At 71.5% G+C, this 12,711-nt stretch carries 14 protein-coding genes; 8 read left to right on the top strand and 6 right to left on the bottom strand.

All coding sequences use genetic code 11. The features are described 5' to 3' along the window. Positions 1-23: 23 nt before the first annotated feature. Both EPL03_RS01725 and EPL03_RS19725 read left to right on the top strand, forming a co-directional pair. Positions 24-1,496, top strand: a complete 1,473-nt coding sequence (locus EPL03_RS01725) for an aldehyde dehydrogenase family protein (protein ID WP_135827615.1) — start codon at positions 24-26, stop codon at positions 1,494-1,496. A 509-nt stretch (positions 1,497-2,005) separates the two neighbouring features. After that, positions 2,006-2,155 (top strand): hypothetical protein, encoded by a 150-nt coding sequence (locus tag EPL03_RS19725; RefSeq protein WP_168216162.1) that lies wholly within the window; start codon positions 2,006-2,008, stop codon positions 2,153-2,155. Here the strand turns inward: EPL03_RS19725 and EPL03_RS20820 are convergent. Beyond that, a complete protein-coding gene (locus EPL03_RS20820) occupies positions 2,152-2,637 on the bottom strand; it encodes a DUF7718 family protein (protein WP_135827614.1) in 486 nt (161 codons plus the stop codon). The genes EPL03_RS19725 and EPL03_RS20820 overlap by 4 nt on opposite strands. A 30-nt stretch (positions 2,638-2,667) precedes the next feature. On the opposite strand from EPL03_RS20820, the gene EPL03_RS01715 reads away from it, so the two are divergent. Further along, the gene (locus tag EPL03_RS01715) at positions 2,668-3,423 is read left to right on the top strand and encodes a hypothetical protein (protein ID WP_135827613.1); all 756 of its coding nucleotides are present in this window, start codon (positions 2,668-2,670) and stop codon (positions 3,421-3,423) included. A gap of 3 nt (positions 3,424-3,426) precedes the next feature. Here the strand turns inward: EPL03_RS01715 and EPL03_RS01710 are convergent, their stop codons facing one another. The 3 genes from EPL03_RS01710 to EPL03_RS01700 are packed head-to-tail and all read right to left on the bottom strand — an operon-like array spanning position 3,427 to position 6,961. After that, a complete protein-coding gene (locus tag EPL03_RS01710) occupies positions 3,427-4,248 on the bottom strand; it encodes an ABC transporter permease (RefSeq protein ID WP_135827612.1) in 822 nt (273 codons plus the stop codon). Then, the gene (locus tag EPL03_RS01705) at positions 4,245-5,036 is read right to left on the bottom strand and encodes an ABC transporter ATP-binding protein (RefSeq protein WP_135827611.1); all 792 of its coding nucleotides are present in this window, start codon (positions 5,034-5,036) and stop codon (positions 4,245-4,247) included. The genes EPL03_RS01710 and EPL03_RS01705 overlap by 4 nt, the downstream gene beginning before the upstream one ends. Further along, positions 5,033-6,961, bottom strand: coding sequence for a NosD domain-containing protein (locus EPL03_RS01700; RefSeq protein WP_135827610.1), 1,929 nt, complete (start codon positions 6,959-6,961; stop codon positions 5,033-5,035). The genes EPL03_RS01705 and EPL03_RS01700 overlap by 4 nt, the downstream gene beginning before the upstream one ends. A 119-nt stretch (positions 6,962-7,080) precedes the next feature. Between EPL03_RS01700 and EPL03_RS01695 the strand changes: the two genes are divergently transcribed. The 5 genes from EPL03_RS01695 to EPL03_RS01675 all read left to right on the top strand — a co-directional run bounded on the left by EPL03_RS01695 (position 7,081) and on the right by EPL03_RS01675 (position 10,642). Further along, a complete protein-coding gene (locus tag EPL03_RS01695) occupies positions 7,081-7,725 on the top strand; it encodes a nitrous oxide reductase accessory protein NosL (protein ID WP_135827609.1) in 645 nt (214 codons plus the stop codon). Between the two features lie 100 nt (positions 7,726-7,825). Next, positions 7,826-8,218, top strand: a complete 393-nt coding sequence (locus EPL03_RS01690) for a 30S ribosomal protein S6e (RefSeq protein ID WP_135827608.1) — start codon at positions 7,826-7,828, stop codon at positions 8,216-8,218. Positions 8,219-8,274: 56 nt separating this feature from the next. After that, entirely contained in the window at positions 8,275-8,715 is a 441-nt protein-coding gene (locus EPL03_RS01685; RefSeq protein ID WP_135827607.1) for a DUF7112 family protein, read from the top strand. A gap of 164 nt (positions 8,716-8,879) precedes the next feature. Continuing rightward, on the top strand, positions 8,880-9,302 hold the full coding sequence (locus tag EPL03_RS01680; RefSeq protein ID WP_135827606.1) for a DUF5807 family protein: 423 nt from the start codon (positions 8,880-8,882) through the stop codon (positions 9,300-9,302). Between the two features lie 341 nt (positions 9,303-9,643). Next, complete coding sequence (locus EPL03_RS01675; protein WP_135827605.1) at positions 9,644-10,642, top strand: carbohydrate kinase family protein; 999 nt, start codon at positions 9,644-9,646, stop codon at positions 10,640-10,642. A 33-nt stretch (positions 10,643-10,675) separates the two neighbouring features. On the opposite strand, the gene EPL03_RS01670 is transcribed toward EPL03_RS01675, so the two are convergent. Together EPL03_RS01670 and EPL03_RS01665 are read right to left on the bottom strand one after the other, a co-directional pair. Then, a complete protein-coding gene (locus tag EPL03_RS01670) occupies positions 10,676-11,491 on the bottom strand; it encodes a BtpA/SgcQ family protein (protein ID WP_135827604.1) in 816 nt (271 codons plus the stop codon). Then, a complete protein-coding gene (locus tag EPL03_RS01665; protein ID WP_135827603.1) occupies positions 11,488-12,594 on the bottom strand; it encodes a DHH family phosphoesterase in 1,107 nt (368 codons plus the stop codon). Before EPL03_RS01665 ends, EPL03_RS01670 begins: the two co-directional genes overlap by 4 nt. Positions 12,595-12,711 lie beyond the last annotated feature (117 nt).

Below are 12,711 nucleotides of genomic sequence, written 5' to 3'. Positions count from 1 at the left end.
GTCCAGCGCCAACTGGGACGCGCATGGCTCCCACCGAGTTCACGACGGACGCCGACTGGAACGCGCTCTACATCGACGGCGAGTGGGTCGAGCCCGGCGACCGCGACGAGATAGCGGTCGAGAACCCCGCGACGCGCGAGCAGGTCGCCGCGGTCCCGGCGGGCACCGAGGCCGACGTCGACCGGGCCTACGAGGTCGCCGCCGACGCCCAGTCCGAGTGGGCCGACGCGCCGGCCGACGAGCGCGCCGCGGTCGTCCAGGACGCGGTCGACCTGCTCGACGAGCGTCGGGACGAGATTCTGGAATCGCTCGCGGTCGAGTCGGGCAGCGCCAACCCGAAGGCCTTCGCCGAGTGGCAGACCGCCCAGGGGATGTGCTACCACGCCGCCGACCTCGCGGGGAAGCTGGGGACCGAGACGTCCGACTCGATGATTCCCGGCAAGGAAAACGAGGTCGAGCGCGTCCCCGAGGGCGTGGTCGGGGTCATCTCGCCGTGGAACTTCCCGTTCAACCTCTCGATGCGGGCGGTCGCGCCCGCGCTGGCGACGGGCAACGCGGTCGTGCTCAAGCCCGCGTCCGCGACGCCCATCACGGGCGGACTGCTCATCGCGCGCATCTTCGAGGAGGCGGGCCTGCCCGACGGCCTGCTCAACGTCGTCACCGGCCACGGCTCGGACGTGGGCGACCGGATGGCCGGCCACCCGGAACTCGACGTGATGGCGTTCACGGGCTCGACCGAGGTCGGCAAGCAGGTCGCCGCCACGGCCGCCGAGAACCTCGCGCTCCCGGCGATGGAACTGGGCGGCAACAACCCGTTCGTCGTGACCGAGGACGCCGACCTCGACGCGGCGGTCGACTCGGCCGTGTTCGGCTCGTTCCTCCATCAGGGCCAGATTTGCATCTCCATCAATCGCCATCTGGTCCACGAGAGCATCTACGACGAGTACGTCGACGAACTGGCCGAGCGCGCCGAGAACCTGCCCATCGGTGACCCCCGCGAGCGCGACAACGTGGTCGGCCCCATCATCGACGAGGGCCAGCGCGACCAGATTCTGGAGTACGTCGAGCGGACGGTCGAGCAGGGCGCGACCCTCGAAACCGGCGGCGACCACGACGAGCTGTTCGTCGAGCCGACCGTCCTCTCGGACGCGACCAACGACATGGCCGCCGCGTGCAACGAGCACTTCGGCCCCGTCGCACCCGTGATTCCGTTCGCCGACGAGGACGAAGCGGTCGAACTCGCCAACGACACCGAGTACGGGCTGGCGGCCGCGATTCACTCGGGCGACCTCGACCGCGCGCGGGACCTCGCCGACCGCATCGACGCCGGGATGGTCCACCTCAACGACCAGCCGGTCAACGAGGAGCCGGCGATTCCGTTCGGCGGGATGAAGGCCTCGGGACTGGGCCGGTACGACGGCGAGGAGATTCTGAACGAACTGACGACGACCAAGTGGATATCCACGCAGACCGAGACGCGCGAGTACCCGTTCTGAACGGCGTTCTGACGACCACCTTTTTTCTTCGTCGGATGCGCCGAGCAGGCGCGACTACGTCGCGCCTGCGCGCACCCTCCTCGAAAAATCTGGACCAAAAAAGGACCGCTCGCCCGGCCGAACGCGCAACTACGCGTTCGGCCGGGCGAGCGGTGGGACTGCTGGGTCGGACCGCAGCTCTCGATTGAGGCTCGGCCGAAACTGCACTCCCGGCGCACGCTGGCGGCTCCTGTGAGCGCGCCAGCGTGCGGGAGGCTGCGCGGTGCGAGTCTTCCTCGACTCATCGGCGGAAAAACATATCCGGCATCGCCGAAACGCTATCGTATAAATTGGATTACACGTCCCGGACGACTGCTGCTCGCGGTCCTCCTCACAATGGGCTTCGGCCCCTACTGTGTCGTGGTCGCGGACTCCGGCACGACTCTTCCGAATAACCGACCGGACCGGCGCGTCCATTAGTTATTTACGTTCTGTCGACCAATATATCGTACGAATAGAGGGGAACGAGAATGTCATCTCTCGAAGAACGCGACCAGCAATCGGTCGCAGAACGTCTGTCGGAGGAAACCGGCCGCCCGGTCGAGGACTACGAGTACGACGGCCACGTGCCGGACCTCGACGAACTGGAAACTGTCAGTCCGGAAGATGTCTGCGACTAGCGTCCGTCGCGTCGACCACTGATTCCGTGCCATCGCTCGAACCGCTGGACTAACTCCTCGGCGTTCCGTTCGAAGACTCGTTCGCAGAACGCGGGTGCCTCGTTCACGTCGACCGGCGGGAATCCACGCTCGACGGCTTCCTTTTCACCATCCCGGTACACGTCCATGTGCAGTCGCTCGTCCCGGATATCGTGGCCGTGATCGTGATCCGGCTGATGGTCGAAGCGTGCGACCTGTCGCCAATCACTGCTACCTCGACCGTCGGCTCGAACGCCCACGTCGTATTCGAGTTGAACGACGAACTCCGAAACGTCACCAGTACGGTCCGTGTGAACTTCGCTCCGAACCCGGACGTATGGCCACTCCAACCAGCGAATCCCTCCCTCAGTAGTCACGCCGCGACACCTGTTAGAAATCGCTGACGAACGCCCCGTAGATAAACGTCCTCGTTCGAGTTCGACGCCGTCCCGAACCCCCGACATTCACGTACTCGCTCCGACAGCTACCTCGTAATGAGCTTCGACGCCGACCCCTTCCGCGTCGCGGTCAAGGACAGCGCCAGCGACGCCAACGAGGCGGTCCGGCGGCTCGTACGCGAGGAGAGCGAGGTGGTCGCGTTCGACTCGGCGGCCGACGCCCACCGGCGCGCCCGCGAACTGTCCGAGGCGGGCGAGACCCCGGTGAAGGTCCAGCGGCCCGCACCGCAGGACCCCGCCGACGTGGACGCCTACCTCGTGGCGTGGCCCGAGCGCCGCCGGCGGACGCCCGACGGCACGCCGACCGAGGGGCTGACCTTCGACACGGCGGCCGCCCAGTACGGTGCGCTCGGCGAGGCGCTGGTCTGCTCGCCGGCGGTGAACCCGCCGGTCCTGACCCACTTCGCGCGAGTGGACGCCGACTGCTCGGCGCGCGAGGCCGAGAACCTCCGGGTGGAACTCGACGACGACCCCGAACCCGTGGTCGTCGCCGGCGACGCGCGGTGGGAGCCCGACTGCCGGGCGGTCGCCCGACTCGGCTCCGACCGCCCGGCTCTCGCGGAGTACTGGTGCGAAATCAAGGCCGGCGACGGCTCGTTCGAGCGGAGCCAGCGCGCGGCGATGCGGGCGAAGGCCCGCGAAGCCACGGTGCTGAAGATTCGGGTCGACCTCGACGAGTTGCCCGACAGCTACACCGCGTGGGTGCGGCGAGTCGAACTCGACGACGCCGACGCGCCCGACGACGGGGTGCGCGTCGACGCCACGCTCGACGAGTTCCACACCGGCCGGTGACGCTCACCGACGCCGCCCCGACCAGACCGTGACCGCGGCGAGCCCGAGCGACCCAACGAGCCACGCCGCGAGGCCGAACAGACTCGCAGCCGGGTCGGCGACGGGCGCGCTCGACTCGACGCCACCGACGACCGTCGACAGCACGAGCCCGCGGAAGGCGCTGTTGGGGCTCGCTCCGAGCGCCAGCCCGAGCGCGTCGTCGCCGACGACCCCGCCCGCCAGTCCCGCGACGATGCCCGCGTCGAACCCGACCACCAGCGCGAGGCCGAGCGCGACCGCCACCGCGAGGCCGGCCCGCGTCGACCGGGCGGTGGCCGAGACGGCCATCGCGACCGCCATCAGCACCAGCGCGAACGCCGCCGCGAGGACGACGAACCGGACGTAGAGGACGGGCGAGTCCGCCGCCGCGTGCGAGGCGACCACCGTGGTCCCGACGCCGCCGACCGCCGGCACCAGCGCCGCGACGCCGAACAGCGGGACGACCACCGCGACCAGCAGCGCCGCCGCCCGGCCGAGGTACGCCCCGACGACGAACGTGGCCCGCGAGACGGGGTAGGTCCGGACCACGTCGAGTTCGCCTCGCTCGCGGTCGCCGAGGACGGTCCGATAGCCGAACGCCAGCGCGAGCGCCGGAACCAGCACCTCGACCGGCGTGAGCAGGTCGAGCACGAGCGGCGCGTACCCGGTCGGCTCGGCGCTCCACGCCAGCGCGGCCACGAGCGCGGCGAACCCGGCCGCGAGCGCGAGGAACGCTCGGGTCCGGGCCACCGTGGTCAGCTCGCGGCTGGCGACCACGAACAGTCGGTCGACGGACTCGCGAGTCACTCGCGGCCACCCCGCGTTCGGACGCTGACCGTGGGCGTCTCGGCGTCCCCGCCGAGTTGCGGTCGCCCGCCGGTGAGTTCGACGAACGCCGCGTGGAGCGAGTCGGTTCCGGTCCGGTCGAGCAGTTCGGCTGGCGGCCCGGTCGCGACCACCCCGCCGTCGTCGAGCAACGCGACGGCGTCACCGGTCTCGGCACCCGCGAGGTTGTGGGTCGCCAGCAGGACCGCCATCCCGTCGTCGGCGAGGTCCGCCACGAGGTCGAAGATGTACTCGGTCATCCGGGGGTCGAGGTCGCCGGTCGGCTCGTCGAGGACGACCAGCTCCGGGTCCCCGAGTATGGCCTGCCCGATGCCGAGCAGGCGAGTCATCCCGCCCGACAGCGCGTCGACCCGGCGGTCGCTCGCGGCCGACAGCCCCACCCGGTCGATCACCGCGGACGCGTCGACCTCGCCACCCAGCAGGTCGGCGTAGAACGCGAGGGTCTCCTCGACCGTGAACGTCGGCCGGAACTGCGGGTTCTGAGGGAGGTAGCCGACCCGGCGACCGACGCCGCGCTCGGCGCGCAGGTCCACGGTCCCGTCGTCGGGGTCGAGCAGCCCGAGCACCGCCCGGAGCAGCGTCGTCTTGCCCGACCCGTTCGGCCCGACCAATGCCGTGACGGTCCCGGCGGCGACGTCGAACGACACGTCCGAGAACGCGCTGATCTGGCCGAACGAGTGACTCAACCCCTCGACTTCGACCACCGGCGATTCCGACGCGCTCCCCTCCGCGTCGGCGGGGTCGGTCACGCCGGACCCCCCGTTCGGTTCCTGGCGGTCTCGGTCGCGACCGCGTCGGGGCGGACCGGCTCGGCCAGCGGCGCTCGGTCCACGACGCCGGTCGGCCGAAGCCCCGGAACCGCGCCCTGGAGCGTCCGGAGCGCCGACAGGGCCGGCGCGCTCGCCAGCGTCGTCGCGCCGACCACGTCGCCCGCGCGGCCGTCGACCGGATGGGTGGGCTGGAACGACCTGTCGAGGACGCCGTCGCCGTCGGCGTCGCTTCCGGGCGCACCGGCCCAGTAGTTCCCCCGACCGTCCGCCGACCAGAGCCGCAGCGGGCCGAGCGTCGCGGTGGCCTCCCGGCGGTTGTCCGCGAAGTCGTTGGCGACGACGCGGTTGGTGGGAATCAGCGACGCGGACCGGAAGCCGATTCCGTTGCGGACCACGACGTTGCGCTCGTAGAGCGTGGTCTCGGACGGGGCTTCGAGGCCGTACCCGTTGTTCGCGACCACGTTGTCGGCGACGTACGACGACTCGCCGCCGACGTTGATGCCCGAATAGCTGTTCCGCACGTCGTTGCCGACTATCAGGTTCCCCCTCGGTCGGGTCATCACCACGACGCCCGTGTTGGTGCCGGTGACGGTGTTGTTCGCCACCAGCGCGTCCGAGGTGTACATCTCGTGGACGCCGAACCGCATCCCGCCCCCGCCGACCATCCGGTTGTCCCGGACGACCAGCCCGTCCGAGAGGTGGGTGTAGACGCCGTCGCGACCGTTCGCGAACGTCGAGTTCTGGACGACGACCTTCGAGCGCATCGCCATGACGCCCATGAAGCCGTCCCGCCAGTCGTCGCTGCCGTTCACCGCCACCTCCTCTACCACCGCGTTCGGGCTCCGCCGCGCCACCACCCCGTTGGCCGGGGTGTCGACCGAGACGTTCCGGACCAGCGAGCCGCCGGCCGAGTCCAGCGTGACGCCCGCGTCGCCGTAGCCGTAGCTCGACTGGACCTGCGAGTCCCAGTCGTCGCCCCGGTCGGTCGAGACGTTCTCCGGCGTGAAGGTGTCGCCGACGCCCGAGATGCGCAGGTCGGCGACGCCGACGCCGGGAGCGGTCGCCGTCAGTACGCTCCCGTTGCCGTCGCCCCGGAGGTGGGTCGACTCGCCCGCGCCCCGGAGGGTCACCGGCTCGTCGACCGTGAGGTTCGCGTCGTAGGTCCCCGGCGGCACGGAGACGGTGGTGTTGGGCGGGGCCGCCTCGACGGCGGCCGCGAGCGTCGGGGCGTCCTCGCCGACGACGGTCGAGACCGGCCGGTCGAGCAGTTCGCGAGCGTCGGCGGTCCGCTCGTCGGCCCACTCGTGACGGCGCTCGACGTCGCGCCGGAACGCGTCCCGGGCGGGGGTCCCGGCGTCGAACGTCGTCGACCGGACCGCGCTCCAGTCCCGGAGCTGGCCGCCGTGCTCGTCGGCGAAGGCCGCGGCGGTCGCCCGGTCGGAGAACGGGACGACCGCCTCGCCCGCGGGCGTCCGCGCTCGACTCCCGACGACGAAGTGGGCCTCCGCGGCGGGCACCCAGTCGACGTACGACGACGGCGCGTTCGGCACCCGGAGGGTGCCGTCGTCGGTGACGTTCAGGTCGGCCTCGGCGTAGTCGCTGACGTACACAGTCAGCGGGACGCCGAACTGGCTGCGGTGGCCCTCGCGGGCGAGTTCGTCGACCAGCGAGGGGACGCCGTGGTAGCCGACGACGTACCGGTACTGGGAGTAAAACACCTGCGCGCGTGGAATCTCGACGCCACGTTCGCTGGCTTCGACGGTAGTTGCGGCGGTCATGCCCATGCTGATGGTGTCCTCGAACGCCACCGGGTCGGGGCGGTCCGCGCTCGCGTCGAGGACGAACGCGGAGCTACTGACGAGCAGAACGGCCGACAGAACGGCCAGGACGGGTTTCGCGTTCATCTTCGTGGCTCGGGGTCTCGTCCGAGGGTACGAGCGGGTCCCCCTTGCACCTTTCCACGATTCCCGGATTCGAAAACTGTACCAGACGAACTATGACCGCGGGCCGGGAACCCCGAGGTATGTGTTCTCCGGACTGCGGCCGGGCTCCACCCCGAGAACGCGAGCGTCGACTCGCGACCGACGCCGACCGCCCGGACGACCGACTCGGCCGTCGAACCGTGCTCGGCGCGAGCGCCGCCGGCGTCGCGGCGTCGCTGGCGGGCTGTCTCGGCGACCTCCCGCCCGGCGACGACGGCGCGACCGACCCCATCTCGCTCGCGGACGGCCGCGACTGCGACGTCTGTGGCATGGTCATCGAGAACCACCCCGGGCCGACCGGCCAGCTGTTCTACGACGGCGAGGGGCCCGAGGGCCACGACAACCCCGCCCGGTTCGACTCGCTCAAGCAGTGTCTCTTCCCGTACCGGCTCGAGCGCGAGCAGTTGGGCTGGGACCTCGACGCGGCCTACGTCACGGACTACTCGTCGGTCGACTACGAGGTCTCGGCGGGGAGCGACACCACGACCATCTCCTCGCACACCGCGCCCGAGTCGTTCGCCCGCGCCGAGGACCTCCGGTACGTCGTGAACAGCGCGGTCGAGGGCGCGATGGGTCCGGACTTCGTCCCGTTCTCCGACCGGGCGGACGCCGAGTCGTTCGCCGACGAGTACGACGGGGAGGTCGTCGCCTACGGCGACATCGACGAGGGGCTCGTCGGGAACTGACGCGGCGAGCCGCGGCTCCGGCGCGGCCGTCGCGGGCTCGACGCGCCGGAGCCGAGCCGCATTCGACGTGTTTTTACGCCACGACCGAGTTCTGTCCCGCATGGCAGACTTTCAGGTCGTCGTCGCGGACCCCGACTCCGGGACGACCTACCAGCGCGACGTTGACGGACAGGACGCCAACCGATTCGTCGGCCGGTCCATCGGCGAGGAAGTCGACGGCGGCGCGGTCGGGCTCGACGGCTACACCGTCGAGATCACCGGCGGCTCCGACGACGCCGGCCGGCCGATGCGGGGCGACGTCTCCGGGCCGAACCTCAAGGAAGTGCTGCTCGACGGCGGCACCGGCTACGAGCCCTCTCGCGACGGCGAGCGCAAGCGCGTGACCGTCCGCGGCGGCGAGGTCGGCGAGGCGACCGCCCAGCTCAACGTCAAGATCGCCGAGCGCGGCGACGCCGACGTCGAGGAGCTCCTCGGCGAGGGCGACGAGGAGTAAGTACGGGACCGTAGCGGTTTTGTTCTCCACGCACGTACGCCCGAGCGACGCTTCCGATGGCCGACCGCATCTCCAGCGACCACGCCTCGCTGCCGACCGTCCGCGCGACGCTCGCCCGGAGCGGCGCGCTCGACCGCCCGAAAGTCGAGATTCCCGCCGACGACGCCGACCGATTCCCCGCCGGAGAGGTGGTCCGGGTGGTGGCCGACGAGACCGAGTATCGGGCCCGGGTCGAGTCGCCGCTGACCGGCGACGGCCGCGAGATTCGCGGGCTGTACGAGACGCCCGAGTTCGCCCGCAACCCGGGCGAGGGCGAGAACCTGCTCGGCGAGTGGGTCGAGTCGACCGGCGTCGAGTTCGGCCAGTCGGTGCTGGTGGACGTCGTCGAGCCGGGGTTCAAGTACGGCCTGCGCGAACCCGGCCGGCGCGCGTTCTACGACGCCACCGAGTCGCCCGACGACAGTCTGGCCGACATCGCCGAGCAGCTCGACGGGTGAATCCGGCGCGCTCCCGCGGTTGATTTCGACGCGTGGGCGCGGTGAGGGTCGAAACGAGACCGCTTTCGCGACCAGTCCCGCTCGGCCCGCCCCCGAATCGGACCGACCCACGCGTTCCCGACACAGAACGCACCGCTTTTCCCTGCCATCCCACTACGGAGCGTATGACCAAGCGAGACGAATTTCTGGCGGGCGAGCGTCCCGAGGACGTGGCGCTCTACCTCGCGGACTCGTTCGTCGACGGCGAGGGCGACGGTCTGGCGAGCCACGGCGAGTCGGTCGGCGACGGCACCGTCCTCGTCGTGGAGGGCGAGCAGGGCCGCAGCGTGTTCGAGACCGCGACCGGCATGGACGCGATGGGGTTCGCCAAGCAGGCGATGGACGCCGAGGGCGACATCGCCCGCGACCTCTCTGGCGGGACCTGCCCCGACTGCGAGGGCGCGGTCCAGTTCGTCTTCGCGTTCGCCGAGGCCCAGAACGAGGAGGTCGGCGGCCTCTACGCCGAGGGCGACGTGATTCACGCCTACGCCTACTGCGACTGCGGGACGTCCTTTTCGGACAAGTGGGTCGCTGGGGAATCGGCGTAGCTCGCCGAAGTGGCGTCGTCGCGGTCTATGCTCCCCATCCGGAGAACGACCTCTCGAAGACCCCAACCGGAGCGGAAGGCAACCCCGAAAGCCCCTGCCCGCCGCGACGCGTACGAACGACACCACAGTTCTCTTCCGAAAGCCCCCGCCCGGTCGCCGCCGTCGGAAGCGAGTCCCGACGAGCCCTCGTTCGCTTCGCTCACGAGGAGGCGGCTCAGCGGGACATTCGCGGCTCTCTGCACCGCCCGAGCCGCGAATGGGGCCACGCTGAGGCGACTACACTGAACGCGACCGGTCGGCCGTCGTAAGCGGTTTGCCCCCGCAGTTCCTCGGTCACGCCGATGACCGACTCCGACGGCTCGCCGAGTGCCGACGAGGGCGGCGGTGCCCCAGAACAGCCCGAAGTCGTCGCGGTCGGCAGCGCGGTCGAGGACCGGGTCTACGCGCTGACCAACCTCCCGGAACCCGACGGCGGCGCGTTCGTCCGCGAGGCCACCACGGCGGCCGGCGGGGTCGCGGCGAACGTCGCGGCCGGACTCGCCCGGTTGGGCCACGAGACCGGCGTCGTCTCGCGGGTCGGCGACGACGAGGCGGCCGACCGCGTCCGCGCGGACCTCCGCGAGCGGGGCGTCGACGCCCGGCACGTCCGGCGGGGGGCGACCGACGAGGAGACCTCCTACTCGCTGATTCTCCGGGACCCGGAGGGCGAGCGCATGATAATCGCGGGCGGCGAGAGCGTCCCGAACCTCCGGTTGACCGACGCCGACCGCGAGTACGTCCGGCGGGCCGACCTCGCGTTCACGAGCGCGTACGCGCCCGACCGGGTCACGGCCGCGCTCGTCGACGCCGCCGAGTCGGACGAATCCAACTCGTTCCCGCCGCTCGTCTTCGACCTCGCGGGCCCGCTCTCGGAGCTCGACGGCCGGGGGACCCGCCGGGCGACCATCGACGCGCTCCTCCCGGTCTGTGACCTGTTCGTCGCCAACGAGGTGTCGGCCCGGTCGTATCTCGGCGCGGGACCGCGCGGCGCAATCGAGCGACTCCGCGAGCGCGGGGTCGACCGCGCGGCGGTCACCAGGGGGTCGGCGGGTGCGCTCGTCCTCGACGAGACCGGCGACGTCCACGGGTTTCCGGCGTTCGACGTCCCGGTCGCCGACACCACCGGCGCGGGCGACGCCTTCACCGCCGGACTGGTCCACGCGTGGCTGCTCGGCGACTCGGCGGCGTCGGCGGCCGGCCGCTTGGCCGCGGCGACCGCCGCGCTCAACTGCACCGCCGAGAACGCCCGCGACGGCCTCCCGACGGCGGCGGCAGTTCGGGACTTTCTGGCCGACCGGTAGACCCGCGCGCCGACGAGCGGGCCGGCCCGCGCGTCAGCGCGCCGCGTCGGCGGCCGCGACCAGCGACTCGACGCGGGCCTCGTCCACCGGGTTCGTCGTCTCGCCGCCCGCCTTCAGCGCGGTCCCGACTATCGCGCCGTCCGCGACGCCGAGCAGGTCCGCGACGTTCGCCGTCGTGGTGCCGCTCCCGACGAATATCGGGGCGTCGAGGCCGGCCTCGTCGCGGGCGGCGGCCACCGATTCGAGGTGGCCCGACTCGACCTCGTGGCCGGTGCCCGCGCCCGAGACCACGAGGCCCTCGGCCAGCCCGCGCGCTATCGGCTCGGCGACCGCCTCGGCGTCGAGCGGGCGGTCCGCCAGCGCGGCCGAGTGTTTCACGTCGAGGTCGGCGAGGACGGCGACGTCGCTGTCGAGGCGGTCGCGCAGTCGCATCGTCTCGTGGGCTCCGCCTTCCACGACGCCCTGGTCGGTCACGCGAGCGCCCGAGTGGACGTTCACGCGGACGAACGCCGCGTCGACCGCGCTCGCGACCGAGAGCGCCGCCTCGGCGTCGTTCCGGAGGACGTTGACGCCCATCGGCAGGTCGACCGCCGCGCGCACCTCGGCCGCGACGCGGGTCATCGAGGCCACGACGTGCTTGGGCACGTCGTCGGGGTAGAACGGCGCGTCGCCGAAGTTCTCCACCAGCAGGGCGTCGACGCCCCCGGCGTCGAGTCGGCGGGCGTCGCGGACGGCGGCCTCGCGGACCGCCGCGAAGTCGCCGTCGAACTCGGGTGCGCCGGGGAGCGGGGGGAGGTGGACCATGCCGACGACGGGCTTCTCGGCGGCGATTCGGTCGAGCCCGGTCATTCCTCGGCGGCCCCGGTCCCGGCGGCGGCCTCCGCCTCGTCGTACTCCAGGTTCCGGAACGCGTCCAGAATCACCTGCTTGGCGACCGCGCCCCGCGTGGTCCAGTGGTGGGCGTAGTCGAGCATGTCGTCGTAGAGGTCGGGCTTGCACCCCGCCGCCTTGGGGTGGCCGCCGCCGTTGACCTGCCGGGCGACCTCGTGGGCGCGCTCGAAGTCGTCAGTGCCCCGGATGGAGGCGCTCCCGGAGGGCTTGACGACGACGGCGGCGTCGGTGCCCTGCTGGCGCAGGGCCTCGGCGACCTCGTTCTGGGAACACCGACCGTAGGTCACGCCGACGGTCCACGGGCCGACCTCCTCGACGTCGGCGCGTGCGACCGCCTTCTCTATCAGGGCGTCTTTCTCCACGCGCATCTCGGCGAGGAACTCCTCGATTTCCGCCGGGAGGTTCGGGCCGTGTTCGGCGACCACGTCGACGTACTCCTCGGGGTCGGCCCAGTACGAGAAGTCCGCGAGGTCGTCGCTGCGCTCGTCGTCGCGTATCCAGAGGTCGTGGTCGCGGGTGACGGCCGCGAGTTCCACGAGGTAGTCGGGAAACTCGTAGTCCAGCGACCGGACCGCCACGTCGGCGGTACACTCCGCGTCGCTGTCGCCGACCACGAGGTCGACGCCGGCGTCGCGGACCGCCTCGGCCACGGTGTCGGTCCACTGGTGGTGGTCGAACCACCGGACGTCGCTCCCCCGCTCGACGACCGTCTCCAGCGCGCCGCCGACCTCGTCGTACGTGTCCGGACAGAGGTCGCAGACGAACACGCGCGCCCCGGGTTCGGTGTACTCGGCGACGCGTTCGAGGGCGTCGTCGAGGTCGTGGGGGCCGGCGTCGACCAGCGCCGCCTCGCCGTACACCTCGCGAACCAGCGCGGTGCAGGCCAGGCCATCGGCGTCGGGGTCGGCGACGACCGCCACGTCCGCGCCGGTCAGTTCCGCCTCGACCTCCGCTTCCTCCTTGGCCTCTTCGACGGAGTCCGGGACGAAAAAGCCCTCGCCCGGGAGGATGGACTTGCGCTCGACCGAGAGGGTGTCGTCGTCGATGACCCAGTCTTCCATGCCCTTCGTTCCGGGGCGGGCGCGGAAGAATCCTCCGGGTGTCGGCGCGGGCGGCGTCCGGAGTCGCGGATTCGGGCGGCGAGCGCGTCTCGAACGCCAGCCCGCCCCGCCCGGTCG

This window comes from Halorussus halobius, assembly GCF_004765805.1.
GTDB lineage: Archaea > Halobacteriota > Halobacteria > Halobacteriales > Haladaptataceae > Halorussus > Halorussus halobius.
Note: the sequence above shows the minus strand (reverse complement) of the source record. Positions and strands in the feature narration are given on the sequence as shown.